25 protein-coding genes are annotated in these 25,809 nt (G+C 65.4%); 8 read left to right on the top strand and 17 right to left on the bottom strand.

The genetic code is table 11. The features are described from left to right. Window positions 1-463: 463 nt before the first annotated feature. Window positions 464-1,441: a hypothetical protein gene (locus ACFUOZ_RS18725; protein ID WP_377550853.1), complete on the top strand. Its 978-nt coding sequence runs from the start codon at window positions 464-466 to the stop codon at window positions 1,439-1,441. A gap of 84 nt (window positions 1,442-1,525) precedes the next feature. Here the strand turns inward: ACFUOZ_RS18725 and ACFUOZ_RS18720 are convergent, their stop codons facing one another. From ACFUOZ_RS18720 to dacB, 5 genes are all read right to left on the bottom strand, one after another. Next, window positions 1,526-2,374 (bottom strand): hypothetical protein, encoded by an 849-nt coding sequence (locus tag ACFUOZ_RS18720; protein WP_377550851.1) that lies wholly within the window; start codon window positions 2,372-2,374, stop codon window positions 1,526-1,528. A 907-nt stretch (window positions 2,375-3,281) separates the two neighbouring features. After that, complete coding sequence (gene hpt / locus ACFUOZ_RS18715) at window positions 3,282-3,833, bottom strand: hypoxanthine phosphoribosyltransferase (protein ID WP_011772910.1); 552 nt, start codon at window positions 3,831-3,833, stop codon at window positions 3,282-3,284. 32 nt (window positions 3,834-3,865) lie between these two features. Further along, on the bottom strand, window positions 3,866-4,924 hold the full coding sequence (gene tilS / locus ACFUOZ_RS18710; RefSeq protein WP_377550877.1) for a tRNA lysidine(34) synthetase TilS: 1,059 nt from the start codon (window positions 4,922-4,924) through the stop codon (window positions 3,866-3,868). Between the two features lie 92 nt (window positions 4,925-5,016). After that, entirely contained in the window at window positions 5,017-6,138 is a 1,122-nt protein-coding gene (locus ACFUOZ_RS18705) for a zinc-dependent metalloprotease (RefSeq protein WP_377550849.1), read from the bottom strand. An 83-nt stretch (window positions 6,139-6,221) separates the two neighbouring features. Beyond that, window positions 6,222-7,670: a D-alanyl-D-alanine carboxypeptidase/D-alanyl-D-alanine-endopeptidase gene (gene dacB / locus ACFUOZ_RS18700; RefSeq protein WP_377550847.1), complete on the bottom strand. Its 1,449-nt coding sequence runs from the start codon at window positions 7,668-7,670 to the stop codon at window positions 6,222-6,224. A gap of 194 nt (window positions 7,671-7,864) precedes the next feature. Here dacB and ACFUOZ_RS18695 point away from each other — a divergent pair, with 194 nt between their 5' ends. The 5 genes from ACFUOZ_RS18695 (at window position 7,865) to ACFUOZ_RS18675 (ending at window position 11,779) form a co-directional block, all read left to right on the top strand. Further along, window positions 7,865-8,353 carry an inorganic diphosphatase gene (locus ACFUOZ_RS18695; protein WP_144663396.1) on the top strand — a complete coding sequence of 163 codons (489 nt, stop codon included), beginning with the start codon at window positions 7,865-7,867 and terminating at the stop codon, window positions 8,351-8,353. 217 nt (window positions 8,354-8,570) lie between these two features. Further along, window positions 8,571-9,584, top strand: coding sequence for a hypothetical protein (locus ACFUOZ_RS18690; protein ID WP_377550845.1), 1,014 nt, complete (start codon window positions 8,571-8,573; stop codon window positions 9,582-9,584). Then, on the top strand, window positions 9,581-10,423 hold the full coding sequence (locus ACFUOZ_RS18685; RefSeq protein ID WP_377550843.1) for a hypothetical protein: 843 nt from the start codon (window positions 9,581-9,583) through the stop codon (window positions 10,421-10,423). The genes ACFUOZ_RS18690 and ACFUOZ_RS18685 overlap by 4 nt, the downstream gene beginning before the upstream one ends. A 46-nt stretch (window positions 10,424-10,469) precedes the next feature. After that, a complete protein-coding gene (locus tag ACFUOZ_RS18680) occupies window positions 10,470-11,093 on the top strand; it encodes a hypothetical protein (RefSeq protein ID WP_377550841.1) in 624 nt (207 codons plus the stop codon). An 86-nt stretch (window positions 11,094-11,179) separates the two neighbouring features. Continuing rightward, a complete protein-coding gene (locus ACFUOZ_RS18675) occupies window positions 11,180-11,779 on the top strand; it encodes a hypothetical protein (protein ID WP_377550839.1) in 600 nt (199 codons plus the stop codon). A 101-nt stretch (window positions 11,780-11,880) separates the two neighbouring features. Here the strand turns inward: ACFUOZ_RS18675 and ACFUOZ_RS18670 are convergent, their stop codons facing one another. Genes ACFUOZ_RS18670 through ACFUOZ_RS18660 form a run of 3 tightly spaced genes read right to left on the bottom strand, consistent with a single transcriptional unit; the run spans window position 11,881 to window position 13,861 of the window. Continuing rightward, complete coding sequence (locus ACFUOZ_RS18670) at window positions 11,881-12,456, bottom strand: DUF3618 domain-containing protein (RefSeq protein ID WP_377550837.1); 576 nt, start codon at window positions 12,454-12,456, stop codon at window positions 11,881-11,883. Beyond that, window positions 12,453-12,884, bottom strand: a complete 432-nt coding sequence (locus ACFUOZ_RS18665; protein ID WP_262276802.1) for a phage holin family protein — start codon at window positions 12,882-12,884, stop codon at window positions 12,453-12,455. Before ACFUOZ_RS18665 ends, ACFUOZ_RS18670 begins: the two co-directional genes overlap by 4 nt. Beyond that, window positions 12,881-13,861: a hypothetical protein gene (locus ACFUOZ_RS18660; RefSeq protein ID WP_377550835.1), complete on the bottom strand. Its 981-nt coding sequence runs from the start codon at window positions 13,859-13,861 to the stop codon at window positions 12,881-12,883. Before ACFUOZ_RS18660 ends, ACFUOZ_RS18665 begins: the two co-directional genes overlap by 4 nt. Before the next feature lie 185 nt (window positions 13,862-14,046). On the opposite strand from ACFUOZ_RS18660, the gene ACFUOZ_RS18655 reads away from it, so the two are divergent. Further along, a complete protein-coding gene (locus ACFUOZ_RS18655) occupies window positions 14,047-15,129 on the top strand; it encodes an aromatic acid exporter family protein (RefSeq protein ID WP_377550833.1) in 1,083 nt (360 codons plus the stop codon). Window positions 15,130-15,132: 3 nt separating this feature from the next. On the opposite strand, the gene ACFUOZ_RS18650 is transcribed toward ACFUOZ_RS18655, so the two are convergent. Together ACFUOZ_RS18650 and rfaE2 are read right to left on the bottom strand one after the other, a co-directional pair. Then, window positions 15,133-16,167 carry an NAD-dependent epimerase/dehydratase family protein gene (locus ACFUOZ_RS18650; protein ID WP_377550831.1) on the bottom strand — a complete coding sequence of 345 codons (1,035 nt, stop codon included), beginning with the start codon at window positions 16,165-16,167 and terminating at the stop codon, window positions 15,133-15,135. Between the two features lie 10 nt (window positions 16,168-16,177). Next, window positions 16,178-17,719: a D-glycero-beta-D-manno-heptose 1-phosphate adenylyltransferase gene (gene rfaE2 / locus ACFUOZ_RS18645; protein ID WP_377550829.1), complete on the bottom strand. Its 1,542-nt coding sequence runs from the start codon at window positions 17,717-17,719 to the stop codon at window positions 16,178-16,180. Between the two features lie 91 nt (window positions 17,720-17,810). On the opposite strand from rfaE2, the gene ACFUOZ_RS18640 reads away from it, so the two are divergent. Continuing rightward, the gene (locus ACFUOZ_RS18640; protein WP_377550827.1) at window positions 17,811-18,977 is read left to right on the top strand and encodes a glycosyltransferase family 9 protein; all 1,167 of its coding nucleotides are present in this window, start codon (window positions 17,811-17,813) and stop codon (window positions 18,975-18,977) included. Here the strand turns inward: ACFUOZ_RS18640 and ACFUOZ_RS18635 are convergent. The 7 genes from ACFUOZ_RS18635 to ACFUOZ_RS18605 are packed head-to-tail and all read right to left on the bottom strand — an operon-like array spanning window position 18,946 to window position 25,746. Continuing rightward, window positions 18,946-19,641, bottom strand: a complete 696-nt coding sequence (locus tag ACFUOZ_RS18635) for an SDR family oxidoreductase (protein ID WP_144660030.1) — start codon at window positions 19,639-19,641, stop codon at window positions 18,946-18,948. The two genes, ACFUOZ_RS18640 and ACFUOZ_RS18635, sit on opposite strands and share 32 nt — an antisense overlap. Window positions 19,642-19,670: 29 nt before the next feature. Beyond that, window positions 19,671-21,104: a PfkB family carbohydrate kinase gene (locus ACFUOZ_RS18630; RefSeq protein WP_377550825.1), complete on the bottom strand. Its 1,434-nt coding sequence runs from the start codon at window positions 21,102-21,104 to the stop codon at window positions 19,671-19,673. Continuing rightward, on the bottom strand, window positions 21,101-21,796 hold the full coding sequence (locus tag ACFUOZ_RS18625) for an SIS domain-containing protein (protein WP_377550823.1): 696 nt from the start codon (window positions 21,794-21,796) through the stop codon (window positions 21,101-21,103). Before ACFUOZ_RS18625 ends, ACFUOZ_RS18630 begins: the two co-directional genes overlap by 4 nt. Next, window positions 21,793-23,061, bottom strand: a complete 1,269-nt coding sequence (locus tag ACFUOZ_RS18620) for a glycosyltransferase (protein WP_377550821.1) — start codon at window positions 23,059-23,061, stop codon at window positions 21,793-21,795. The genes ACFUOZ_RS18625 and ACFUOZ_RS18620 overlap by 4 nt, the downstream gene beginning before the upstream one ends. Beyond that, window positions 23,058-24,092, bottom strand: a complete 1,035-nt coding sequence (locus tag ACFUOZ_RS18615) for a glycosyltransferase (protein ID WP_377550819.1) — start codon at window positions 24,090-24,092, stop codon at window positions 23,058-23,060. Before ACFUOZ_RS18615 ends, ACFUOZ_RS18620 begins: the two co-directional genes overlap by 4 nt. Further along, window positions 24,089-25,177, bottom strand: coding sequence for a glycosyltransferase family 9 protein (locus tag ACFUOZ_RS18610; protein ID WP_377550817.1), 1,089 nt, complete (start codon window positions 25,175-25,177; stop codon window positions 24,089-24,091). Before ACFUOZ_RS18610 ends, ACFUOZ_RS18615 begins: the two co-directional genes overlap by 4 nt. After that, the gene (locus ACFUOZ_RS18605) at window positions 25,174-25,746 is read right to left on the bottom strand and encodes a D-glycero-alpha-D-manno-heptose-1,7-bisphosphate 7-phosphatase (protein WP_377550815.1); all 573 of its coding nucleotides are present in this window, start codon (window positions 25,744-25,746) and stop codon (window positions 25,174-25,176) included. The genes ACFUOZ_RS18610 and ACFUOZ_RS18605 overlap by 4 nt, the downstream gene beginning before the upstream one ends. Between the last annotated feature and the right edge of the window lie 63 nt (window positions 25,747-25,809).

Below are 25,809 nucleotides of genomic sequence, written 5' to 3'. Positions count from 1 at the left end.
TTGCCCCGTCCCTCCTGGTAGTGCTGCAAGGCGCAACTTCTGCGCGCGAGTGGTGCTGCTTCGGTTTCAAGCTATACACCGTTCCCAGTAATTCACGCACTGGAAAGTCCAAAAGTTCCCTCTGGGCGTACACAGGATACTCGCCGTGGGCTCGCCGGGACAGGGTTTGTTGCTCGCGATGTTTCAGCTCCGCGCCCATTGGCCCGCCCGCCCCTCCGGACCGCGCACCCCTTCGCGCCGTTCGCGCCCGTAACCACTGGTGCGAACGGCGGCAACGGGCGCGGAGAGAGTGAACAAGGGGCGCGGTTGGCGGAAAGGGCCGCGTCCACAGGACGTGCGTTGGCCAGCCATCACCAATTTTTGGTGCGCCGCGTAGTCTTTCCACCCGAATCCCGGCGGTGCTTTTCCACATAGACCAAGCTGTAGCTTTCGGCCCAGGACAACTGGGGGAAGCGTAGGACCCATGGTCCTACAAGAACTCATACTCGCCACAGATGCGACTCGTATTGGACAGGACGCACGCCAACTCGCCAAACGTGCCAAACGCGGCGAGCTTGTCCGGGTCCGACGAGGCACATATGTCCGGGCTGCTTACTGGGCGGAGCTCAACAACCGTCAGCGGCACGGGCTCCACGCAGCGGCGCTGGTCAACACGGCAAGGTTGACGCCCATTTTCAACCTGCAGACGGCGGCACTCCTCTGGGGGCTCGGCGTAGTTGGTGTTCCAAAGCACCTGTGCACCGTCACTTCAGATCCCACAGGTGGTCGATCAAAACACGGGATCCGTAGAAGCTTCGGGTCCCGTGACGTCGCTGTTGCCAGGCTTGGCGACTTCCAGGTCACGAACAAAGTGCGCACCACTGCGGAGCTGGCTGCCACTCTGAATTTTGCCGAGGCATTGGCGGTTGTGGACTCCAGCCGACGAGACAAAGCCCGGGGCAAAGCTCCCGAAGTCGACGATTGGGACAAGGAAAGGGCCTGGGGTCAGCCGTCGGGCGTTGACGAACTTGCTGACGCTATGGCCGTGCTCACGAGTCAGTCACGACGGCGTCGGGCCAGCACGGTCCTCGAACTGTCCACAGACAAGTCGGAGTCGGTAGGGGAATCCATGAGCCGGGCCCGGATGATCCTGCTCAACTTCCCCGCCCCCACTCTTCAAGGCTCTTTTACATTGCGGAACGGACGAACAGCACGAACGGATTTCTGGTGGCCGGAACTCGACCTCGTGGGGGAATTTGACGGCAACGGCAAGTACCTGAGGAATAAAATCCGGGGAGACCAGACCATTCAGCAGGCAGTCATGGCCGAAAAGGCCCGCGAAAATGGTCTGCGGGCTCTGGGCTTGACCGTCATCCGGTGGGGCTGGGCAGAGATGATGGACCCCCGCGCCTTTGCGCGCATACTGAACGACGGCGGTCTCACGTCCTTGCGTCCTGCCTGAACGGGATTTTCGGGACTGCGGCCCACCGCAACGCAACGCCTGTCAGACCAGGTTGCGGTTGGGTTGGGCCGGACTTCGGTTGTGTCAGGCCGAAGCAACAGGGAGCACCAGCAAGTAGCCGGCCGGCAAGCCGCTGCTCCATCGCCGGGGTTCCCGGACCACGAACTGCGTCGCCAGCTGCTCGGGAGTGACCAGGCTGTTGGGTTCGGGAGATGCACCCCATTGGCCGCTTCCATAGGGGTAGAGCGGATCCAGGACGTGAATTCCGGTTACCTTGAAGTCCGGGAACACTCCGGGATCACCCATGGACTCAAATCCGCTCATGACCCAAGCGTGGCGGCCGCTCCACATGACCAGGCCCACAGGCCTCCCGGTATTGGCTATGGCCGCCGCGGCCGTTTGCAGGGCGTCCTCATACTTTGCGATGCTGACCACCGTGTACGGTCCCATTCCGGACTCAGTCAACACCTGCGCCCAGCCGAAAGGGTTGGCACCATTGAACGAGTCGGAGGACCTGGCCCTGGCCATCTCCCATAACTCACCCTGCTGCGCAGGATCAGCCCATGAAGCCCCACCCGTGTCGTCAATGAGGTTATGGGCCATCTGAATGCTCGCAGCAACGCACCAATCAAAGGTGTACTGAGGGACGAAGTCGCCCGTTTGATACAGGTTTAGGGCAAATGGCTGGGGCGAGGCAGGGGGTGCCGGCGCCGGCGGGGGCACAGCTGGGGGCACAGCTTGTGGCTGCGCAGAAGTTTGTGTGGCACCCGTGGACGGGATCGTGGCAACCCCGCCTGCAGTGGGCCCGTAGGACGATGTCGCCACTGGTTGACCGACGTCGGTACCGGGAAGGTCGACGGCGGGTGTGCAGGCCGTGAGCAGAGTCGCGATGACGGCAAGCCATGTCAAAACACGGGCAGAAGCACCGGTCATGGCTTAGTTTAGCCCCGGCGGATGGAGAGATGGCAGGTTCGGCAACCCCCTGGTCGCAACCACACACGCTCGGCGCACCCGCTAAGCAGCAACGCCGCACCATTTCCCGCCAAGAGCACCAGAGATTACGGGTGCAAACGGCGTCAAGGGGTGCGGGGCACAAGCTAGTCCCGGCAAGGGGTGCGGGGCACAAGCTAGCCCCGGCAAGGGGAGCAGCGGCAGGACCGGCCAAGCCAAGATGAACGGCCCACGCCATTCGCACCCGTTAGGCCCCCACGCCGCACCACTTTGCGCTCGGCGCACCCGTTGTCGCGGGCGCAAACGGCGGCAAGGGGTGCGGGGCACAAGCTAGCCCCGGCAAGGGGAGCGGGGCACAAGCTAGCCCCGGCAAGGGGAGCGGGGCACAAGCTAGCCCCGGCAAGGGGAGCGGGGCACAAGCTAGCCCCGGCAAGGGGAGCAGCGGCAGGACCGGCCAAGCCAAGATGAACGGCCCACGCCATTCGCACCCGTTAGGCCACCACGCCGCACCATTTCCCGCCAAGCGCACCAGAGGTTACGGGTGCAAACGGCGTCAAGGGGTGCGGGGCACAAGCTAGCCCCGGCAAGGGGTGCGGGGCACAAGCTAGCCCCGGCAAGTGGAGCAGCGGCAGGACCGGCCAAGCCAAGATGAACGGCCGACGCCATTCGCACCCGTTAGGCCCCCACGCCGCACCACTTTGCGCTCGGCGCACCTGTTTGGCAGCAACGCCCCGCCCGTTCCTGCCAAGCGCACCCGTTAGGCCCCAACGCCGCACCCGTTCCCGCCAAGCGCACCCCTTAAGCAGCAACGCCGCACCACTTTCCGCCAAACGCACCAGTTGTTACGGGTGCAAACGGCGGCAAGGGGTGCGGCGAAGAGAAAGAGCGCTTACTCGTAAACGTGCGGAGCCAGGGTGCCCACGAAGTCGAGGTTGCGGTACTTCTCGGCGTAATCCAGGCCGTAGCCAACAACGAATTCGTTGGGGATGTCGTAGCCAACGTACTTCACGTCGATTTCGACCTTGGCGGCAGTCGGTTTGCGGAAGGCCGTGCAGATCTCCACGCTGGCAGTGCCACGGGACTCCAGGTTGGACTTCAGCCAGGAAAGGGTGAGGCCGGAATCGATGATGTCCTCAACGATCAGGACGTCCTTGCCCATGAGGTCGGTATCGAGGTCCTTCAGGATCCGGACAACACCGGAAGACTGGGTGCCCGAGCCGTAGGACGAAACAGCCATCCAGTCCATGCTGACGTGGCTGTGCAGCGCACGGGCCAGGTCAGCCATGACCATGACAGCACCCTTCAGCACACCGACAATGAGGATGTCGCGGCCTTCGTAGTCCTTGTCGATCTGCGCCGCGAGTTCCGCGATACGCGTTTGGATCTGCTCTTTGGTGTAAAGAACGTGCTTGAGATCTGCCTGGACGTCGTTTGAATCCACCAATGGCTCCTGTTTTGATGCTCGGGGTGCGGCTACTGCTGGGACGGTTTCTGATGCCGGAATACTAGCTTCCCACAGCGTGCGGCTTCACGGGGAACGGCCTTTGCCGAATCACCAGTCGATGCGCCGGTCGCAATTGGCCGTTCCTGCGCCAAATCGCTGAGGGACAGGCGGGAAACGCTGACATGTCCGGGAAGCTGCACCGGACCTGCCGAGCCCTGCCGGCGAAGCAGCGCTTCGGCCGCCTGGAGCCGCCCATAGCCTGGTTGTTGACCGCCGACGTCGGCCGCAGCCTTCGCGATGACCCGGAACCTTAGCGCTGCGGGCAGCTCGCGGACGGCGTCCTCCGGCAACCATGCAACGCCTTCCTCCCGCTCCACCAGTGAGAGATAGGTCTCGTTGGCCAAATCCTCGAGGAAATCCGCATCCTGCTGCAGGATGGCCGCGGTCCGGGCCAGGGACTCAGCAACGCCGGGGCCGAGTTCTTCTTCCAGGACAGGCATGACTTCCACACGCGTCCTGGATCGGGCAAAGGCGGGATCGGAGTTGCTCGGATCATGCCAGGGATCCAGTTCCTCAACCCCGCAGATCTCCACCGTTTCTTCGCGACGGAGGCCCAGGAACGGCCGAAGCAACCGCCCACGGGCGGGCCTCATGCCAGCAAGGGAGCGCGTTCCCGAGCCGCGGGCCAACCCCAGCAGCACCTGTTCGGCCTGGTCATCCAGGGTATGGCCGAGGAGGATCACGTCGCAGCCAAGGTCATCGGCCGCCGACTCCAGCGCAGCATGGCGTGCGTCCCGGGCGGCAGCTTCCGGGCCAAAACCCGTGGAAGCAACGTCAACTGTGCGCACTTCCACCGGAGAAAGTCCCAGTTCGCGCAACACGGATGCGGTCCTGGCAGCGACTTCCGCCGAGCCGGCCTGCAGCTGATGATCCACGACGACGCCGGCGACCGACACCGGATGCCCATCCACGTGGCCGCGACGCCCAAAATAGGCAGCAATGGCAGCAAGCGCCAATGAATCCGGCCCGCCACTGCAGGCTACGAGCACCTTCGATGGGTAGCCCGCAGCGGCCAAGGCGTTCTGCAACTGTTTCCGTGCCTTGCCGACGACAGGCGCCAAGCGGCCTGGCCGTCGTCGTCCCTTGCGTTCTGAACCAGAACCGGATCCGGCGGGAAGGCTCAAAGGCCCATCCGCTCAAGCCACAGCCGGGAGTTGTGGATTTCTTCCTCCGTGGGCAGGTACTCCGCTGATTCCCAGACCCTGTTGAAGCCTTCCATACCGGCCACGGCAACAACTTCGCGGACGAATTTGGCGCCGTCGGTGTACTGGCGCATCTTGGCGTCCAAACCGAGAACACTGCGGATGAACTTCTCCACCACGCCGCGGTCCTTGCCGCGGTCATTGAAGCGCTGGCGAATGGTCTTCACGGACGGGACGATGCTGGAATCCACAGCATCCATCACCACGTTGGCATGGCCCTCAAGGAGGCTCATGACCGCGGTGATGTGGGACAGGGACGCCTTTTCCTCGGGGTTCTGCAGGAGGTCCAGGATGGCGCCCCGCCCCGGGGTTTTCTCCGAAGGATTCCGGTCCCGCAAGGACTTGGCCACCGCACCGGCCCGCTCAACCAGCGAGTCCATGTTGCCCAGCAGGTTGCCGCTGAGCTTCTCGATTTCCTCGAGCATGTGGTGCCGCAGCCAAGGTGCGGCTGCGAACTGCACGCGGTGGGTTTGCTCGTGCAGGCAGACCCAGAGGCGGAAGTCGTCCGGGTGGACGTTGAGTTCGCGCTCCACGGAAATGATGTTGGGGGCCACCAGGAGCAGCCGTCCGCCCGGGGGAACGTTGGAGTTGGGGGCCAGGGCAGCGAAGGGATCGTACTGGCCAAGGACCTTGCTGGACAGGAAAGCAAGGACCGCGCCCAGCTGGGTCCCTGTAATGGCGCCGCTTGCTGCAGCGGCCGCCGGGCTCATGGCACTACCGCCGCGGCTTTCGAGCATCTTCGCCAGCGCGGGTTGAAGCATCACCGAGAAGCTTTGGGTGTTGGCCTTGGACCACGAGGCCCGGTCCACCACCAGGACGTGGGAATCACGCAGGTCCCGTGCGGCATCCAGTCCGGTGATGTCGTGCACGTGCGGAACGGAGACATCGGCGTTGAAGCGCAGGTTCTCCACCGCCTTGCCGATCTCCCCGGCGCTCAGTTCAGGGCCAGGAGGAGCAAGCCGGGCAGCCGTAGCGGCGGCCAGATCCCAATTGATCAGGGACTGGGCCCCTGCTGACGATTCGCGTGCAGATGACACCATACGGTCCATCACACCACACGTGGCTGGCAGTGAACCTTAAGTTCGCTCCACGCGGAGCACACCGACGAGGACCCCGCGCCGCATCAACTCCGGCAGCCGCACGAGGCCAGCACGGACGCTGCACGGTCCATGGCCACTTTGTTGCCCGCTGCTCCCGGATCCAGGCCATTGCCGATGAACGAAAACACCAACAGCCGGCCATCAGCGTCCACCACATAACCGCTCAGGGCGATGACTGTATTAAGCGTTCCGGTCTTGGCACGGACCAGTCCGGCACCTCCGGCAGTGCTCGGATCCACGTACCTGTCGTTCAGGGTGCCGCTCAGGCCGGCTATTGGGAAACCGTCCAGGGCGGCCCGCAGTGCCGGGTCGGGGCCGCTGGTAATGGCCCGGACGACGTCGGCAAACTGCCGGGCGCTGACCTGGTTCTCCAGTGCCAGGCCCGATACGTCAGCCAACAGCATCGAATCCGTGGCGATCCCCAACTCCCCCAGCCTTTGCCGCACGGCTGAAGTGGCGCCGTCGTACGTGGTTTCCTTGCCGCTGGCAGCGGCGGTCATCCGCCCCAGTGCCTCCGCCAGGAAATTATCGGAGGTCTGCAGCATCAGGTCCACCTGCTCGCTGACCGTGGCCGAGTCCGCGGTGGCCAGCACTTTGGCGGGCAGGCCCTTGCCGCGCTCGACGCCGGGACTCACCGCGACGCCGGCCGCCGCCAACTGCTCGGCGAACGCCTGGGCGGTGGTGATGGCCGAGTCCTGCGGCCGGGGGCCTGTCTCAACGCCGGGTGAGTAACGGCCGGAGTTCAGGGCGAGGGAAAACAAAGGGGCGGTCTCGCCGGCTGCGACGTCGTCGAGGCTCCAGGCAGGGTTCAGCGCCGGGCCGGTGAAGAGGGAGTCGTCAACCTGGACCGCGACGGGACCCTGCACGCCGCTGGAGGCCAAGGCCGCTGCGGTTTCCTTGGCCAGCGAAGCGAGCCCGGCGTGCCCAAGAACGGCGGCACGGTCGGAGCCGGAAGCCCCCAACAGCACGTCACCGCCGCCCGTCAGGACCACGGTGGAGGGTTTGTCGGATCCGAGCACCCTGGTGGTGAACCGCGATTCGGGACCCAGCGCTTTCAGCGCGGCAACGGCCGTCAGCAGTTTCATGTTCGACGCCGGGACGCGGTTGGAGTTGGCGTCGCGGTCAAACAGGACTTGCCCAGTGATGGCATCCAGGACCACGCCACTGATATTGCCGGATCCGTCCGGCTTGAGGCTGCCGTCAAGGAGCCGCGCCACTTCAGCAGGTAGGGGGACGGGCGCCTTCGGATCCAAGGGAAGGAGCGCACTGGAACCGGACAATTGCACAGGTTCCTGCTGCCAGGATGGGACTGATGGTGCCGGCTTGGGCATGCTGAGCAGTCCGGGCACCATTCCGGAGGCCACCACGGCGGCGACGCACAGCAAAACCACCGCCAACAGCAACGGCCACGTCAAGCGCCCCCACGCCGTGGACACCCTCTTCCGGGCACCCCCGTTTTTAACGCCCTTCATGCAGCTGCTTGGTCCTGTCAGTCCTGAAATGTCCCCGCCGGTTCAAGAAACCCGGGTCTCTCGCTATATCCTCAATAGTAGTCGGCGGCACCGGCTGTACTTTTGCCTGCCGCCAGCCCCGGGCCAAGCAGCCTGCCACCCGTGGCGGCCGCTTCTGCGGAGCGACGCCCCACCCACCCGTCAAGGAGCATTCCATGAAGCACGACGTGACCATCGAGATCCCCAAGGGATCGCGCGTCAAGTACGAAGTTGACCACGAAACCGGCCGTGTCCGCCTGGACCGCGTCCTGTTCACCTCCATGCAGTACCCCACGCACTACGGCTTCTTCGAGAACACGCTGGGTGAAGATGGCGACCCGCTGGACGCACTGGTGCTCCTGCAGGACTTCGACCTCCACCCGGGCGTCATCGTTGAGTCCCGCCCCATCGGCGTGTTCAACATGACCGACGACGGCGGCGGAGACGCCAAGGTTCTCTGCGTTCCGGTTGACGCACGCTTCGACCACATCCAGGAAGTCAGCGACGTCAGCGAATTCCTGATCAAGGAAATCGAGCACTTCTTCACCCGCTACAAGGACCTCGAGCCCGGCAAATGGGTCAAGGCTGAGGGCTGGGGCGACCGCGCTGCAGCCGAAGCCGAGCTGGAAGCTTCCATCAAGCGTTTCTCGGCAGAAGGCCACTAGTTACTCCCCCAACTGAGTAACAGCAAACGTCGCTATGAGCCCTCATTACGACACTTACTGTTACTCAGTTGGGTGACGACGGCGGGTGGTGCGGTTCCCAGCGGACCGCACCACCCGCCGTCGTGCTTTTAATGGGAATGTCTCCCCATCGCGGCAGCACGGCTGTCCGCCTAGGCTGGGACGAGACTTTTCGTTGCTTGTACACAGGGGGTTCCATATGGCTGGGTTCTACGGCGCCGATATCGCGCAGCTTCGCAGTCTGGCCGGCGTCATGGGCAAGGCCGCCGACGCCATCAGCCTGCAAAGTACGCAGCTGTCCAATGCGATCAATTCCACGACTGCCTGGCAGGGCCGCGACGCCACCGTTTTCAAGGGCGACTGGAACAGCCAGCACCGGCAAAGCCTGGTCAAAGCCGCCAACATGCTGCGGGAAAACGCCAGCCAGCTGAAGAAGCACGCAAACCAGCAGGAGTTTGCCAGCCACAACGACGGATCGGGCTCGTCGGTTGGTGTGCTCAAGGACGTTTACGACACCGCGATGGGTGCCAAGGGTGTGGGCGCACCCCTGTGGACGGCGTTCAAGTACCTCCTGCCGGTCAAGGCGGACGAAGCCGGAAACATCATCCCCCGGCATCTGCGGTACGGCCAGACCAAGGAGATCCTGACCAACTGGCGCGCCGGCGGCACGGTGCTCCGGGACGGCATTACGGCCCTGCGGAACGGCGAAAAGGTCACCGACGTCATCACCGACCTCAAAGCCAACATCCCCTACAGCACCGCGTTCCAGGAGGCGAGCAAGTTCTCCAAGGGGCTCCGCATCGCCGGGGCTGTGGCTGCTCCGCTGAACATCGTGAGCGGCATTGGCGACATGATCAGCCCCGAGCACGACGGCTGGCGGGGAACCGGCGACCGCGTGGCAGGCGGCCTTTCCGTGGTGGGCGGCGTGGGCAGCATCATGCTCATGACCGCCGGCGGTGCCGCCCTCCTGGGACCCATCGGTGCGCCGATCGTCATCGGCGCCGGCCTGGTGGCAGGCGCCTGGGCCTTGGGCAACCTGGTGGCAGACAACTGGGATTCCATCACCAACTTTGCGCGCAACCCCGGCAGCTACATTGCCGACGGCGCCAAGGAGGTGGGCAATTTCGCCAAGGACGTAGGCAGTAAGGTGGCAGACGGAGTCAGTAACGCCGCCAAGTCGGTCGGAAACTTTGTCGGAGGGATATTCGGATGACAACGAGCACCATGAAATGGACCCAACGGGATGTTGAGGCTGCAGCCAAGGTTCTGGCATCGGCCAGCGCCGTTGGAGCGCCCCTGCCCACGCTGACCGACGAAGAAGTTGTGGCTTTGGACGGCGTCCAGCACGAACAGCTGGTGGCACTGCCCTGGCTTTCAACCCAGGACACCAACAAAGAAATCCTGTGCGCTGTTGCCCTGCGTGGCCTTCTCGCCAAGGAACTGGTGTACCCGGTGATCTTTGAAGGCGAAACCGAACCTTCCCGCCTGCACGCCACCGACGAAATCACCGGCGCCCTGACCCTGCGCCGCAGCGGCAAGAATGTGGTCTCCGTGGAACGCACGGTCTCCACCGGCAGGCGCTGGCTTTACGGTTACGTGCACGATGAAGGCGTCCTGCTCGAAGAAGTGGACGACGGCGGACTTCACGGCTTTACCGTCATCACGCGGGACCAGTTGGTGCCGCGCTTGGCCGAATTCGTGGACCCCGAGCAGGCGGCCGCCCGCGACACGGACCCGACGGTGTACAGCGAAGCGGAGTTTGAAGCCCATGCAGCCACTGCCTTGGCCGATACCCAGGCGGCCAGCAATGTGGTGGCTTTCAATTCCGACACCAACGAGTTCCCCACGGTGACCGTCTACACCGGGCCCTCGGGGGTCCACGTCCTGACGCCGCGCGTGGAAGGTTCGTCCGATTCCGGCCTGCCGGAGCAGAGTGAAGCTGTTTCCTTCGAGTTGAAGGAAACTTCGGCTGCTTCCCTGGCCCGGATCCTGGGTGGCTTGGCCGGACAGGGCGGGTCGGCCGGGCTGGGCGGTTCGGCCGGACAGGCCTAAGCATCCGCACCCAAGCCGCAACCCGCCGTCGAACCGAAAGCCCCTCATGAGCACTTCGAAGCCCAAGACCTCAACCGGCATGGTGGATCCCCTCAACGGCCGCCCCGTACGCCGCCACCCTGATACCGGCGCGTACTTCGTCAAAGCTTCGGGAGCTGCCCATTTCTGGGGCCGCGTACTGGATGCGATCGTGTTCCTGGTGGGCTACTTCATCCTGGCGGCCATGGCGGCGGTGCTGCGTGAGTCCATGATGAACAGCGGCTCGGCACTGGGATACAACGACGGGTTCTGGTTGGCCCTCTACATCGTCCTGTGGTTTGTTGGCCTGTACGCCTACGGCATGATCTGGGGGACGGCAGGCAGTGTTGGCGACGCCGCCGCAGGCATGCGCTCCGTACGGATCAAAAACGGCACGACGGCGGGAGCCTGGCTGGGCGGCTGGCGCGCCGTTTGCTGGAGCTTCTTCCCGTTCTTCGTGGTCATGGTCATTGCCTCGGCCCTCAGTGGCGGCGGAGATGACACGTGGGATCCGAAGTTTGCGGCCATGGACCGCCGTTCGGGCATCGCCAAGGGCCTGCAGCCCATCCCGGACCCCAAGGCTGTTGCGGCGGAGCAGGCCGCTGCGGCCCAACAGGACCTCTACGGTCAACGCCCGGATGCGCGGCCCTGACCTGCTGGTTCGCCGGGCTGAGCATCAAGTAACAGGCGAAATTTCTCCTTGCAGAGCCGCTACCAGCCGGTAGCATGTGATCCACGATGTTCACTCTCACCATCAACCAACGCGACAGCCGGCGCGCCGGCGATCTTGTGCCGCAGCTGCTCAAGGACCTGCGGCACATTCCTGCGCGCTTGGATTTCGACCGGTCTGTCGAGGATGAGGTGCAGGGCGTCGTCGAATCCAGCCATCAGGCCGTGGAAAGCGCCTTGATCGCGCTTCGTTCCGGCCAGTGGTACGTCGGGATCGGCGTCGGACCCATTAACGAGCCGCTGCCCAACCTGGTGAAGGACGCCTCGGGCCACGGCCTGGTGTACGCCCGGCGGGCAGTGGACAGGCTGCGCAGCAGCAACGACCGGATACCTGTCGCGGTGGATGGTCCTTTGGCAGCGCTGGCTTCCGAAGCTGAAGCCGTGCTGCGCCTTCTCGGACATATTGTCCAGGCCCGGAGTGTGGCGGAGTGGCGGGTGATCGACCTGCTCACGCCGGGCGTGCGCGGCCAGCAGAAGGCCGTGGCCCAGGAATTGGGAATCAGCACGCAGGCGGTGAGCAAAGCGTTGGCCCGCGCCCAGTGGGCAGAGGAGCATGCAGCGCGCCCCGCCGCTGCCCGGCTGCTGCAAATGATCCTCGAAGTACGCTGACCCCGCCCCCAGGCACAGCAAACCCAACTGAGTCGCAGTAAATGCCGTAATGACCACTCAATACGACATCTTCTGCGACTCAGTTGGGTCAGAAGGGGGCGTTACTGGTTGCTGATGTTGTCCTTGGCCGTGCTGGCACGGTCCTGGACATCGGCAGCTGCAGCCTGGCCTTCGTCCTTGACGTTGGAGGCAGCTTCAGTAGCAGTCTCCTTGACGTTCTGCACCGCTTCCTGGGCCGGTTCGCGCAGGTGCTCGGCAACTTCCTGTGCTGCGTGGCTCAGTTCTTCGGTTAGCGGCTGGGCCGCTTCCTTCAGCGCCTGGGCTGCCTCGCGTTCCTTGTCCGACGGAGGAATCAGGGCCGAAACCAACAGGCCTGCGCCAAAGGCGATCAGGCCGGCAGCGATCGGGCTGCCCTGCGCCTTCCGCGTAATCGCCTGCGGCGCGTCGCCGATGTCGGATACGACGCCGGACACAGTATCGTGCGCCTGGTGGGCCGCGTTGCCGGCTCGGTCCTGAACGTCGTCGCGGGCGCCAAAGACAGCCGTCTTGATCTTGTCGACGCGGCGGTTGACGATGTGCGAAGGCGTGACCTTATCGGCCACCGCATCAACGTTGGTGCTAAGCCGCCGGCGGGTTTCTTCGATATCGGCGCGCAGGGCGTCGGGGTTCTGCGTCATCGTGTCTCCTCGGTGTTCGGTTTCAAAGCGGGGGGTATTTCCTTGACAGTCTCAGCGGTCCGCGGCAAGCCCTTGATGGCGTTCAGTTCCTTCCGGCCCATGACCGCGAGGACTGCCGCGATGATTCCCCAGATGACCGCAACGATCACGGCGGACCACCCGAGGCCAACCAGCTGGCCCAGTGCCCACCAGAGGGCAATGGACAGGAACAGCACGGTGATATGACCGGCCCACGCAGCGCCAGCCAACATGCCGGCGCCCTTTCCTGCTTTGGTGGCGGACTCCTTGAGTTCCACCTTGGCCAGCTCCACTTCCTGGCGCATCAACGTGGAAACATCACGCGTCAGGTCGCTCAGCAGCTCGCCAAGGGGAAGGGTTTCCGCCTTTACGTGGGCTTCTGTGGGAGGCAGGTCGGCGGGACTGCTCATCGGTGACCTCCGTACTGGGGGTCGTCCGGGTCCAGGGGTCCTGCCAGGGGATCGCCCTGTGCCTTGACTCCGCCTGCGTCGGCTTCGGGGTACGGCTGGGTGGAACCGTCGTAGCCGCCGGTGGTTCCGGCGTCGTATCCAGTTGTTTCGGTGCCGTATCCGGTGGCTGCGGAAGCTGTGGTCGCGCTGCCGTAGCCGGCCGTGGTGGTGGTCGGTCCCGGAAGGTCCACTGGCGGAGGCGTCACAGCGCCGCCGTGTGCGGGGTAGCCCTGCGTGGGGTAGTACGCGGCCCGGGGTGTCCCGGAAGCGGTCCGGTCGGTTCCGCCCGTGGATCCACCAGCAGGTGAGTTGTCGGCCATCCCCCGGCCAAGGCGGCCTGCAAGGACACCAGCGCCGGCGGCCAGCAACAGGAACGTTCCCGGCTTGCGGCGGGCGAAACCCTTTACCTCATCAAGGAGGGAACCCGGATCCCGGCCTTCCAGCCACTGGGCCACAGCGGAGGACCGCCGGGCTGCCTGCTGGACCAGGTCCGTGGCAACGCCGCCGTTTTCGCTGGAGTTGGCCATGGTGGACAGTTCGTCGGAGATGGACCGCAGGCCTTCAGCGACGCGCTGTTGCTGCACCTGGGCCTGATCGGTCAATTCGCCCTTGGTCTGGGTGAGCAGTTGGCGTGCGTTCACCTTCACTTCATGGGCTACATGGCCGGCCTCGGACTTGGCGGTGTCAACTACGCCACCGGCGGCGTCAGATACGGTTTCGGCAACACCCGCAGCGTCTTCCTTGGCGGTGTCTACCTTGCCGGAGCCTGCAGAGCCGGTTCCCGAGCCAGTGGTAGTTCCACCGATTCCAGTGGTTCCGGCAGCCTGGGTATCAACGTCCGAATCGAGGTAGTTTCCGGCGAAGGGTTCGGTGCCTGCATGGGCACCAGTGGTTGGTGCCGCGAAGCGTCCGTCCTGCGGCGATTGGCTCTCAGTCATTGTCGCTCTCTTTCCACAGTTGGCAGGCTGCGGACAGCAGCCGGGATAGTAAGTATCGTTACTATCAAATGGGTGAGTACCCGGTTGTCCTGGTTCTAATCACACCTTTTTTCGAAAAATGTGAGGCACCACAATCCGACGGCGGCGGCTCGACACAGCACCGGATACCTGCAAACGTAGATTCCATGAGCCAACTGCCCACAAGGCGACGGCTGATTCCCGCGCTTCGTAAAACCGTGACCCGCCACCGCCTGCTCTTCGCCGCCAAGACTGCGGTGGCGGCAGGACTGGCCTGGTATCTTGCACCATTCATGCCCGGCCCTGCCGCCGAGTACCCGTACTACGCACCGCTGGGCGCCCTGGTAAGCATGCACCCAACAGTGGCCGACTCCGCCAAGCACGGGCTCCAAAGCCTCGCTGGGCTGATCCTGGGGATCGGAATGGCGTTTGCCATCACCACCATTGCGGCACCCACAGTCCTTTCCGTGGCTGTAGTGGTGGGCCTGGGCGTGCTGATCGGCGGCCTTCCGCGACTGGGAAGTGCGTCCGAGTGGATCCCCATGGCGGCATTGTTCGTACTGGTACTCGGTGACTCAAATGCAGAAGGGTTCTCCTTCGCCTACGTTCTCCAGATGGCCCTGGGAGTGACAGTGGGTTTCGCGATCAACTGGCTGATCTTCCCGCCCCTGCACCTGGACGACATCGACCCTGCCATCGCGGGCCACCAAGGCGCCTTGTCCCGCCAGCTCAAGGACATGGCACAAGCAATGAATGAGTCATGGCCACCCGACCACGAAGCCTGGGCCAGCCGCAGCGACGAACTGTCCATGACAGCGGCGGCCGTGCGGACTGCGGTGCATCAAGCGGAGCTGAGCGCCAAAGCGAACCCCAGGTCCCGGCGTCGTGCCACCCGTCTGCCGTCCGACCTCGCAGGCTTGCGGACCCTTGAGCGGCTGACGTTCCACGTCCAGGACATTACCGATGTCCTGGCCAGTGCCATCTGGGAAGAAGGGGCAGGCACCGTCATTCCGGACACCGCGATCAAGCCGCTTTCCGACGCACTGGAGTCCGTGGCCGACGTGGTGGACCACTGGCGCGACGAAGGATCCGGGGAGCTCGCGAACAGCCTGGCACACGCCCAGGACAGCATCAACGCGCTCAGCGAGGCCGTGGCCGAAGCCGCCGCCCAACAGTCCCCGGTGAACGCACCGGCGTCAGTGGCCATGAGCCTGCGCCGGATTTTGACCGTGGTGATGACCGCGGAGTAGCCCTCAACGTGGCCTGAGTGGCGGCGAACCCCTCCGGCCCTTCCCCGCACCGATTCCCTCCAGCATTTCCGCCAGGGACTCCAGCGAAGAGTGCTTCGGTGACCAGCCCAACAGGCTGTGCGCCCGCGCGCAATCCATGATCGGCGCGTTCGCCGCCATATCCACCCAGCCGCCGTCGGTCACCTGGAGGCGCAAGCGCCAGGAGACCTCGACGACGGCGCGAAGCACCGGAAGCGGGAACGGCATCAACCGCTTCGCCCTGAAGATCCAGGCGAGCGCGTTGGGATCGATGACCGGCTCCGCTGCAATGTTGAACGCACCTTCGGCCCTGTGTTGCAGCACTTTCCAATAGGCATCCGCGACGTCGGCGGTGTGCACGGCCTGGAACACAAGCTCCTTGGGAAGGGCCAGCACCGGAAGCCACGGTTTGCGTGGTACCAGCCGGGGCAGGACCCGCCCCATGAAGTACCGCCCTACCTCGCTTCCACCGCCCGAGCTGAACATCAGGGCGGGACGGAGCCGGGCTACCACAATGTCCGGGTTCTCCTTAGCGAACTTGTCCAGGAGCCGCTCCTGCTCAGCCTTGTCCGCGCTGTAGTGGGAGCTTTTGACACCCCCGGTGGGCCACCCCTCCTTGGTCCGCTGGTCCTTGGGTGCCGGCGAGTAGGCGCCAACAGAGGAAGCACACACGATGTGCCGCACTCCGGCTTTGCGTGCTGCGGCCAGGACGTTGCCTGTTCCCTCAACGTTGGTACGGTGCAGCAGTTCCCGGTTGTGGTTGGGTTGGATGAGCCATGCCAGATGCACAACAGCATCGGCTCCGGCAAGGGCTGCTTCGAGTGCGGGCTGGTCTGCTGCGGCTCCGATGTCCAGGGTGTGCCACTCAACACCGTGATAAGGCGCAGCGTCGGGGTCCGGTCCGCGGCGCACGACGCCCACGAGTTCCAGGTCCGCGCCCTCTTCCGATCGCGCCCGCTGGAGGCGCTTCAGCAGTTCAGTGCCGCCGTGCCCGGTGGCTCCAATGATCGCAACGCGCATGGGTGGCTCCTCAGTCCTGCGGGGTTTCGCCGCTTGAACGGATGCGTTCCAGCACAGCGGTGGTGGAATGCTCGGGAACGTAGTCCAGGATGGTCACGGTGCCGCCATACCGCTCGACGGCTTCGGTTTCCTGGAGCATCTCCGGCGTGTAGTCCCCGCCCTTGGTGTAGACATCGGGCTGCAGGAGCTCGATGAGCGGGATGGGCGTGGGGGTGTCGAAGATGGTCACGTGGTCGACGCAGCTCAGGGCCGCAATGACGGCGGCACGGTCGGCCTCGTGGTTTACCGGACGGTCCGGGCCTTTGAGTTGCCGGACCGACGAGTCGCTGTTGAGGGCAACCACCAGGACGTCACCCAGTTGCTTGGCCTGGTTCAGGTAGCGGGTATGGCCACGGTGCAGCACATCGAAGCACCCGTTGGTCAGCACGATCCTGCGCCCTTCACTGCGATGCTCCTGGATGTGCCTGGCCAGCTCCTTGTCCGTCAGTGCCGTATCCGCGAAGCCGCGGAGGTGAGTGGCCAGTTCCTCGGTGGTGCACACGGAGGTGCCCGGCCTGTGGACTACGACGTCGGCAGCGGCCTGCGCCAGATCCACGCTGGTGGTCAGCGGCAAGCCCGCGGCACGGGCAAGGGTCAGCGCGGCAACGAAAGTGTCTCCGGCCCCCGAAGCCTGCTTCTCGGCCTGCGGCCGGGCCCAGGTCCTGTGGGTCGCGGGTTGCGGTGAGGTGCCCTGCGGACGGATGGTCAGTGTCCCCTCCCGGTCCAACGTCACGACGACGGCGGCCGCACCCGAAGCGCGAAGGAGCTGGTCCGCGTGTGCCTCCACGAAGGGGCATCGGGCAGCACCGCCCGGGAAGTCCGTGCCGAGCAGTCTCGCTGCCTCCTGGGCGTTGGGCGTTGCCAGGTCCGGTTGGAGTGCGGCCCAGCGACCGGGGTGGTGGGCGTCCACCACCACCAGAGTGCCCTGGCGGGACGCAGGCATTGCGCCGTCGTCCCCGGGACCCAAGTGGTCCAGAATCGCGCTGCGGACCGGGCCTTCCAATGCTCCTGCGCCGTAGTCACACAGCACCACGGCAGCTGAACCGCGCAAGGCTTCGGAGAGTGTCGCGGCCATGTCCGAAAGGCCTTCCGGGGGCACCTTCAGCGCTGCATCGTCCAAGCGCAGCATTACTTGGCCTCCGCTGCTGACCCGGAATTTGGTGGTGGTTGTCATGTCCGGGTGGGAGACCATGTGGGTGACGTCCACACCTGCCGCTTCCAGTGCTTCGCTGAGGGTTTTTGCGGCCTGGTCCCTCCCTGTCAACGAGACGAAGCGGACGTCAGCGCCCAACGCCGCAAGGTTCATCGCCGTGTTGGCGGCCCCTCCGGGAGCAAAGTCCCGGCGCTGGACCTGGACTACGGGCGCCGGGGCTTCGCGGCAGAAACGGTCAATGGTTCCATCCCACCAGCCGTCCAGGATCGAATCGCCGACTACCGTCACAACAGGACGTTCCTCGGCCACGCGGCCAGGCAGCCAGTCGGCCAGGCCTTCTTGATTGGATAGGCGTGCCATGGGGTACCTTCCGGTTGGGCAACAATTCCTGTTCCCCTCAGGTACCCCGCGGATCGTGCTTCACACGCGTGCACCGGAAGGAAAAGTATCCATGGAAAAGCCGCTGGTTGACCTGACGTCCGGCATAGGGCCCGTGCTCCAAAAATTCAGTGACGTACAGCGGATCGCGGTGCTCAGGGGCGGTGGCCTGGGCGATTTGATCTACACCTACCCGGCCCTGAACGCGCTGAAGAGGGCCTACCCAGGTGCCAGCCTGACGCTGCTGGGCACACCGGTTCACGCGGCACTGGTGGCGGCAACGGAAGGTCCGGTGGACGACGTCGAACTTCTCCCCGTGGCGCGTGGCGTGCACGAGGGTCCCCGCAACGGCGAGCGCTTCGAAGATGACGCGGAAGACGTGGCGGCACAGGAAGCTTTCTTTGAAGCCATGCGGGCACGGAAGTTCGACATCGCAGTCCAGATGCATGGCGGCGGCCGGTACTCCAACCCTTTCCTGCTCCGCCTTGGGGCGCGGCACACGGCAGGAACCCGCACCAAGGACGCCGAACCGTTGGAGCGGAACCTGGACTACGTCTACTACCAGAACGAGCCCGACCGCTGGCTGGAAGTGGCTGGCTTGGCTGGAGCCCCCACCATCATTGCTCCTCCCCTGCTCCCCAAGCCCGAACACCAACAGGGCATTGCGGGGTTGAAGGACCCTGACCGCTCGTCGCTGGTGGTTGTCCACCCGGGCGCCACCGACCCGCGAAGGCGGTGGCCGGCGTCGAACTTTGCCGAAGCTGCGGCAGGCATAGCGGCCGAAGGTGCGCAGGTGCTGATCGTCGGGGACAGGTCCGAGAAGGCCTTGGCCCAGGAGGTCGCGGAGCTTGCCGGCCTCCCGGAGGGACAGCGTCAGGCCGTGCGGTCAGTAGCAGGAGAGCTGGAAATCGGTGAGCTGGCCGCGCTCCTGGCCGAGGCCACCGTGATGCTGGCCAGCGACAGCGGCCCACGGCATCTGGCCCAGGCCATGGGAACCCCCACCGTGGGCATCTTCTGGGTGGGAAACGTGTTCAACGCAGGCCCGCGCGGCCGCGGCCTGCACCGCATCCACATGTCCTGGCTGACCCAATGCCCGCGTTGCGGTGCGGACGTCACCCAGGTTGGCTGGACCGCTCCGCACTGCGGCCACGACGACACCCTCATCAAGGGCATCGCCGTGGCCGACGTTGTTCAGGACGTGCTGGACCTTACGGCCACGAGCCTTCTTCTGCGGGGGTGATGAGGAGTTCGCGGACCTCGCTGCCGAATGGCTGTGAGAGCGCGAACACGACGGCCTGCGCCACGTTGGCGGGATCGTTGAGCTTGGAATCGTCCTGCGGCTTGTACTGTTCATCGCGGTCGTCGAAGAAGTGGGTTTTCATGCCACCCGGGATGATGGTGGTAACCCCAATGACACCGCCCGTTTCCGCGGCCAGGGCACGGCTGAAGCCGATGACCCCAAACTTGGAGGCGCAGTAGGCCGTGGCATCCGGAAGTGCCCGGAGCCCCAGCGTGGACGCAATGGTGATCGCCCGGCCACGGGATCCCTTGAGGTACGGCAGTGCCGCACGAATCGTGGAAACGGTGCCCAGGAGGTTTACTCCGATGACCTTTTCCCATTCTTCGGCCGCGACGTCGCCCAGCTTGCCGCAGCGGTCGATACCCGCGGCCGTCACTACCCCGTCAAGGCCGCCAAGGCTTTCCGCGGCTTCCTTCACCGCCGCTTCCACGGCCTCACGGTTGGAGACATCCACTTCCAGGGCTTTGGCGCCCGAGACGTTGCTGACGTCCCGGTCGAAAACGAAGGGCGTGCCACCGGCGTCGCGGATGGCCTCCACGATCGCAGCGCCCAAGCCGGACCCGCCTCCGGTGACGATGACGCGTCCAGGTGTTTGCGTGTTCATGCGGTTCCTTTCGTTGATTCCAACAAGGTTCAGCTGACCTTGGCCAGTGCTGCTGCCAGGCCGCTGGTGGAGCGTGCCGGGTGGAACGGCACCGTGACGCAGTGCCCTCCCCAATCCGCCAGGAGGCGGGCTTCCGGCAATTCTTCGGGGGTGTAGTCGCCGCCTTTGACCCAGATGCCGGGCCTTATTTGGGCGAGGCAGGCTTCGGGGGTGTCCTCGCCGAAGACCACGACGGCGTCGACGCATTCGAGGGCGAGCAACAATTCCGCGCGGTCTTCCACGTTGACAATCGGCCGATGCGCGCCCTTGAGCCGGCGGACGGATTCGTCCGAGTTCAGGCACACAATCAGGCAGTCGCCCATGCTTCGCGCTGCTGCCAGTGTGCGTGCGTGGCCTGCGTGCAGGAGGTCGAAACACCCCCCGGTCGCCACCACCGTCCCGCCCGAATCCCGGATGGAACGGGCAAGGCGGACGCCGTCGGGGTAAAGATCGGCGGTATCCACGAGTTCCAAGCCTTTAAGTTCGACGGCGGGACCCACCTCGGGCGGATCCGCCGCGTCCGCCCCGTCCGCCGCGTCAGCTCCGTCCGCCGCGGCCAGTGCTGCCGCTCCCCCGGCGGCGAGGAACGCAGACGCGTCCTCCACAGCCCGGGCAGCGGCCTGCGCCAGGTCCAAGCCTGAGCCAAGGTGCACGGCGAGGCTGCCTGCCAGGCGGTCACCTGCCCCGCAGGGGTCGCTCACGTTGGTGATTGGCGCAGGGATGCTCTCGGCTGAGCCGTCCGAGCACAACAGCAGCGCACCGTCTTCGCCCCTGGTGACCAGCACGGACGAACTTCCCCACTTGTCCAGAAGGTAACGGCCGGCTTCTTCAGCGCCGGTGCCGGAACCGCCTGCCTTCGCGGACGCGGTGGCCTCGGCAAGGTTGGGCGTCACTACGGACACTCCTGCCACGGGGTCCGAACCGGAAGGGTGCGGATCCCACACCACGGGGATGCGCCGGGCGGCGTCCGTCAGGGCGTCCCGGATGTCGGTGTTGGCGGTGATCCCACGACCATAATCCGCCACCACAATGGCATCCGCCGATGTGATGGCGGCAAGCATCTCCCCTGTACTGGACGGGACCGGGGCCGCTGCACACCCTTGATCGAAGCGGACCATCGGATGAGTCCCGATCCGCACGCGGGTCTTGGTGGGCGTGGGAGCCAGCGGGGCTCCGGCGAGTACCGACACGCCGGCCAGTGCGCGCCTAAGGTGGCTTGCGCCGTCGTCGTCCGATACCGCGGTGACCAGCGAGACATCATGGCCGTCGCGCGCCAGTACGGTGGCCACCAGCCCGGCGCCGCCTGCCCGACGCCGGACATCACCGACGTCGACCACAGGCACGGGCGCGTCGGGGCTGAGTCGGGTGGCGGTCCCGTTGATGTCGACGTCCAGAAGGAGGTCACCTACTACCGTGATCCTCATGGTTGACCGCCACCAAACGACCCCGGACCCCGGTCTGTTCGCCGGGCCACCTCGGCATCAAAGGCGCGGCACACGGCATGGATGGCGATCAAATGGCCTTCCTGGGCGTTGGCAGCGATGGCTTCGACGGTGATGGCTTGATCGCAGGCTTCGGAGAGGGGGTTGGGTCCTGCGCCGGTCAGTGCCCAGGTGAGGACGCCGCGTTCCTTCGCTGCCCGGACAGCGTTGAGCAGATTGGGGCTGCGCCCGCTGGTGGACAGAAGGATGAGCACGTCTCCTGCCCGGCCGTGCGCCCTGACCTGGCGGGAGAAAACTTCGTCGTAGCCATAATCGTTGGACAACGCCGTGACTGCGGAAGACTCGGAGTGCAACGAGATCGCCGAAAACGGTGCACGTTCTTCGTCAAAGCGGCCCACGAGTTCGGCCGTCAGGTGCTGTGCCTCGGCAGCTGAGCCGCCGTTGCCCGCCGCGAGCAGGCGCTGCCCGGACAGGAGCCTTGTAGCCAGTTCGGTTCCCCATGCCGACAACAGGTGTGATTGCGAGCGCAAGGAGTCGAGCGCGGGCAGGACGTTGTCCAGATGGGTGGTGACGGCGTCGTTGTGGGTGGGGCCTGATCCCCAACGCGCCGGAAGGGTATCGGGAATGAAGCCCGGAAGGGCGGATTCGGTGGTCACGCGGCCTTGAATTGTCACAGCGCCGTTCCTTCCAATGGTTCCAAACCTTCGTCGGCCTGCCGGGACAATCCGGCGGCAAGAACGGATCTGTACGCCTTCTCGGTGTCAGCTGCGATGCGCTCCCAGGAGTACCGTGAGCGTGCCCGGCGGGAACCGGCCCGGCCCATATCCGCGCGAAGTTCGGGGTCTGCCAGCAGTTTCTCCAGTGCTTCGGCAAGGGCTTCCGGGTCCCGGGGTGGAACGTGGAGCCCCGTCTTCTGGTCCACTACCGTTTCCCGCAATCCACCTACAGCGGCGGCTACCACCGGCACTCCGCAGGCCATTGCCTCAAGCGGAACAATGCCGAAGGGCTCATACCAGGGCGTGCAGACCACGGCGTCGGCACTGCGGAAGATAGCGGGCATGGAATCACGAGGAACCTGTCCACGCATGGTCACCCTGTCCTCAACGCCGAGCTCCTTGGCCAGGGACCTGAGCCGCTGGGCTTCGGGATCCTCTTCAAGGTTGAGGGCGTCGCCGGAGCCGCCGACAATCAACAGCTCCACATCGTCGAAGCCGGCCTGCGCCAGGAGCGGAAGGGCCCGGATGATCAGGTCCACCCCCTTGCGTTGCACCAGGCGCCCCACGCTGAGGATCCGGTGCGTGCGGGACTTGGGTTCGGCGTCGGACGTTCCGGGAAAGAGGGTGAGGTCCACGCCGCAGGGGGCTATGGAAATTTTGGACCTGCTGATGCCCAGGGCTTTGAGTTCGAAGACCTCATCCGGGCAGGTGGCGATCACCCAGTCCGCGGTGCGGCCAACCCATGGTTCCAGCCATTCGCGGGCGGGCGGACTGGTGTCCGCGGCGCCCTGGTGCCTGCGCTTGACCGATCCCAGCGCGTGAAAGGTCTGGACCACTGGCACGGGGTTGGCGGTGCCGGCCCTGCGCGAGGCCTGGATAGCTGCGAGGCCGGACATCCAGAAGTGTGCGTGGATCACGTCCGGTGTTTGACCCGCCCAATCCTCGCAGATTCCGTCCGCCAGCTCACCCATGTACGGCAGAAGCTCGTCCTTGGGGACCCTCGTGGGTGGCCCCGCATCCACGTTGACCACGGTGAGCCCCGGGCCAACCTTGACCCGGGCCGGCAGCCCGGGGTCGTCGCGCCGCGTGTAGACCGTGACCTGGTGGCCGCGGTCGGCCAGGGAGGAGGACAGTGCCGCCACGTGGACGTTCTGCCCGCCGGCGTCTACCCCTCCCAGGGCAGCCAGCGGACTGGCGTGTTCGGAAACCATGGAGATTTTCATGGGTGTGTCCTCTCGGTGTCATGGTTTGCAGCGACGTAGCTTGCGGGGACACGGCTGGCGGGAAGATCGGCCAGCACCTCGTCCCAGGCACGGAGAAACTTGTCCAGCCCGTACCGTTCCAGGGCGGCCTCACGCGCGACCATGCCCATGGCGAACGCGTCGTCGGGGTCATCCAGCAACCGCTTGGCGAACCTTTGGAGCTCGTCGACGTCGTTGGAGACCAGGCCTGCGCCATGCGGTATGGCGCAGGCAGCCTCGGTGGTGGCCAGGGCCAAAACGGGCATGCCGAGGTGCATGGCTTCGAGCAAGGCCAGCCCCAGCGAGGTCCACCGCAAGGGGTGCAGATAGAGGCGGCAACGGGCCAGTTGCTGGTGCAGTTGCGGGGCGGGCACGTCACCGGCGATGCGGAGCCTTTCATCGCTGAGGCCAAGGCCCTTCAGGTTAAGGGCCTGCGGCAGGGCTTCGGTCCCCATGCCGAACACGCGCAAGGGTCCCACTCCCGCGAATCCGGGCAACAGATCCGTTCCCGTGACACGGCCCCGCCTTACGGGTTCGTTGACCACCACCCCCATTTCTTCGTGTTCACCGGTGTATAGCCGACCGGGGTCCGGGATGCCGTGTTCAATGACCGTTGTGCCCGCCGAGCCGGTGTCCCAGAAGAGCCGGTTGAAATGGGTCACGTGGACCACGGGAATGGCGCTTTGGTCCGCCAGCGGGTGCAGGGTGAAGGGAACGTCGCCTTTGGGGGTGTTGTGTTCGAGGTAGACGGCAGGCAGGTCAACACCCGGCCGGCGTCCGAGGGTCCGGGCAACGGCCGCGATTTCCTCGGGCCTTTGCAGCACCACTGCGTCGATGCTGTCGGGGTCGAGGGTGTCCAGATCCACTTCCTGCGCCGCGGCAGGCCAGTCGCGTCCGCCGCGTCCCAAACCCCAGGCGCCGCCGTCGGATGTCTTTGGAAGCAGGTACTCGTGCCGGCCGCGGACGAAGGCCTCCATCCACCCGCCGTGCACGTGCCACACCAGGATCCTCATGGTTTCCACACCTTTCGTCGGGTAGCCAGGGAGGAAACGCCGCCCAGGAGCCGTTCGACCGCTTCAACCACCTGTTCCGGGGTTACCGAACTCAAGCAGGGATGTCCCGGGACGGGACACACGCGTGCCCGGGAGTTTTTACAGGGCGCTTCCTGGTCGCCCAGCAGTTCCAGGGGGACCCCGTACGGGGCCCATCGGATGGCCGGGACGACGGGGGCGAACAGACACACCACGGGAGTGCCCACCGCTGCCGCGAGATGCGCGGGTCCGGTATTGCCGGTAACCACGACGGCGGCCCCGGCCAGTACCGCTGCGAGCGTCCGGAGGTTGGTGCCACCGCCGAGGTTCCTTGCCGAGGGCCCGGCGACCGTTGCCGTGAGGGATGCTTCGCTGGGTCCGCCCGTGACCACCACCCGGTGCCCGTAGGCTTCCAGCAGTTCCACAGTTGCCGCGTGATGCAACGCCGGCCACGCCCTGGCCGGAGCTGCGGCGCCGGGGTGGACCACGATGTACTGGCCCCCTTCAGCCAGCTCGTCGGCCAGCCCCTCAGGGTCCTCTCCCGCGGTGATGCGGAGTTTCCCGTCGTCGCCGTTGGGCAGGACGTACCCGCCGGCTTCGGCGATGGTGAGGGCACGCACGGCTTCCGGTTGGTCTTCGGGAAAGTCCTCGCCCGGCTTGAGCCGGATGTCCAGGAGCGAGCCTGCATAGTCCGTCGATGCCCCGGTGATCTTCCGGACGCCGGCGAGGCGCAGGAGCAGTGCCAGCGGGAGCGGGGATTGGTGGAAGGACGTGAAGATCACGGCCTCCTCGATGCGGGAACTCCGGACGAAGTTGATGAGCCCCGTGGTCATTTCCTCCGTGACCGGCGGGGCAGGGTTCACTATCCACGGAGAGGCCCAGGTGTGCACCTGGGTCACCCCGGGCAGCATCTCCGCAGCGGCTGCTCCTTCGGGGCCGCACAGGAGAACGACGTCGTTGGGGCGGCTTCCGTCCGGACGGCTTCCGTTGGCTACGGCACGCAGGGCGGGCCCTGACAGCAGGACGTCGCCCATGCTGTCCAAGCGGGCTACCAGGACGCGACTCATGCAGGGGCATCCTGTCTGTTGGTGGTCTTTTCCGGCGCGATGTGGCCGCGGAGCAGGAGTTCCACGGCGTGGCTGAGGTTCGGTGCCACTACTTCGGCGGCGTCGATTTCCTCTTGCCTGGTCACGGGTGTTGGCACCAGCACGGCGCGGGACCCGGCCGCCGTCGCCGCCTCAATGTCGGCGCCTATATCGCCGACGAAAGCACTTTCCTCGGGAGCGACCCCCAACCTCCGGCACGCGGACAGGATCATTCCGGGAGCGGGCTTGCGGCATTCGCAGCCGTCAGCCGGTCCATGCGGGCAGATCTCCCACACATCGAACGGCCCCAGCACCTGCTCCACCCGGCTGTTCACTGACGCCACCTGCTCCAAGGTCAACAGTCCACGCGCCACGCCCGACTGGTTGCTCACCACCCCAGTGGCCAAGCCGGCCTCCCGGACTTTCCGCAGCGCCGACAGGGCACCGTCCATGGGCCGCACCAGCTGCGGATCGCCGTTGTATGGCACGTCAACAACGAGTGTTCCATCGCGGTCAAACAGGACCGCCTTCAACGTTCCGGTTCCTCCCATACCCGCAACGTTCCCCAGTTCTCCGGACGCTAAACAACGCCGCCTTGAGAAGTTTCATGCCGC

The organism is Paenarthrobacter sp. NPDC057355, assembly GCF_042667405.1.
Lineage (GTDB): Bacteria > Actinomycetota > Actinomycetes > Actinomycetales > Micrococcaceae > Arthrobacter.
The sequence above is the reverse complement of the archived record's forward strand: the minus strand, read 5'-3'. Positions and strand labels throughout refer to the sequence as shown.

Bases quoted from the DNA above. Each gene is read 5' to 3' on its own strand.
- ACFUOZ_RS18725 (WP_377550853.1), top strand. From the start codon at position 464: ATGGTCCTACAAGAACTCATACTCGCCACAGATGCGACTCGTATTGGA.
- ACFUOZ_RS18720 (WP_377550851.1), bottom strand. From the start codon at position 2,374: ATGACCGGTGCTTCTGCCCGTGTTTTGACATGGCTTGCCGTCATCGCG.
- ACFUOZ_RS18705 (WP_377550849.1), bottom strand. From the start codon at position 6,138: ATGGTGTCATCTGCACGCGAATCGTCAGCAGGGGCCCAGTCCCTGATC.
- dacB (WP_377550847.1), bottom strand. From the start codon at position 7,670: ATGAAGGGCGTTAAAAACGGGGGTGCCCGGAAGAGGGTGTCCACGGCG.
- ACFUOZ_RS18695 (WP_144663396.1), top strand. From the start codon at position 7,865: ATGAAGCACGACGTGACCATCGAGATCCCCAAGGGATCGCGCGTCAAG.
- ACFUOZ_RS18690 (WP_377550845.1), top strand. From the start codon at position 8,571: ATGGCTGGGTTCTACGGCGCCGATATCGCGCAGCTTCGCAGTCTGGCC.
- ACFUOZ_RS18685 (WP_377550843.1), top strand. From the start codon at position 9,581: ATGACAACGAGCACCATGAAATGGACCCAACGGGATGTTGAGGCTGCA.
- ACFUOZ_RS18680 (WP_377550841.1), top strand. From the start codon at position 10,470: ATGAGCACTTCGAAGCCCAAGACCTCAACCGGCATGGTGGATCCCCTC.
- ACFUOZ_RS18675 (WP_377550839.1), top strand. From the start codon at position 11,180: ATGTTCACTCTCACCATCAACCAACGCGACAGCCGGCGCGCCGGCGAT.
- ACFUOZ_RS18670 (WP_377550837.1), bottom strand. From the start codon at position 12,456: ATGACGCAGAACCCCGACGCCCTGCGCGCCGATATCGAAGAAACCCGC.
- ACFUOZ_RS18665 (WP_262276802.1), bottom strand. From the start codon at position 12,884: ATGAGCAGTCCCGCCGACCTGCCTCCCACAGAAGCCCACGTAAAGGCG.
- ACFUOZ_RS18660 (WP_377550835.1), bottom strand. From the start codon at position 13,861: ATGACTGAGAGCCAATCGCCGCAGGACGGACGCTTCGCGGCACCAACC.
- ACFUOZ_RS18655 (WP_377550833.1), top strand. From the start codon at position 14,047: ATGAGCCAACTGCCCACAAGGCGACGGCTGATTCCCGCGCTTCGTAAA.
- ACFUOZ_RS18650 (WP_377550831.1), bottom strand. From the start codon at position 16,167: ATGCGCGTTGCGATCATTGGAGCCACCGGGCACGGCGGCACTGAACTG.
- rfaE2 (WP_377550829.1), bottom strand. From the start codon at position 17,719: ATGGCACGCCTATCCAATCAAGAAGGCCTGGCCGACTGGCTGCCTGGC.
- ACFUOZ_RS18640 (WP_377550827.1), top strand. From the start codon at position 17,811: ATGGAAAAGCCGCTGGTTGACCTGACGTCCGGCATAGGGCCCGTGCTC.
- ACFUOZ_RS18635 (WP_144660030.1), bottom strand. From the start codon at position 19,641: ATGAACACGCAAACACCTGGACGCGTCATCGTCACCGGAGGCGGGTCC.
- ACFUOZ_RS18630 (WP_377550825.1), bottom strand. From the start codon at position 21,104: ATGAGGATCACGGTAGTAGGTGACCTCCTTCTGGACGTCGACATCAAC.
- ACFUOZ_RS18620 (WP_377550821.1), bottom strand. From the start codon at position 23,061: ATGAAAATCTCCATGGTTTCCGAACACGCCAGTCCGCTGGCTGCCCTG.
- ACFUOZ_RS18615 (WP_377550819.1), bottom strand. From the start codon at position 24,092: ATGAGGATCCTGGTGTGGCACGTGCACGGCGGGTGGATGGAGGCCTTC.
- ACFUOZ_RS18610 (WP_377550817.1), bottom strand. From the start codon at position 25,177: ATGAGTCGCGTCCTGGTAGCCCGCTTGGACAGCATGGGCGACGTCCTG.
- ACFUOZ_RS18605 (WP_377550815.1), bottom strand. From the start codon at position 25,746: ATGGGAGGAACCGGAACGTTGAAGGCGGTCCTGTTTGACCGCGATGGA.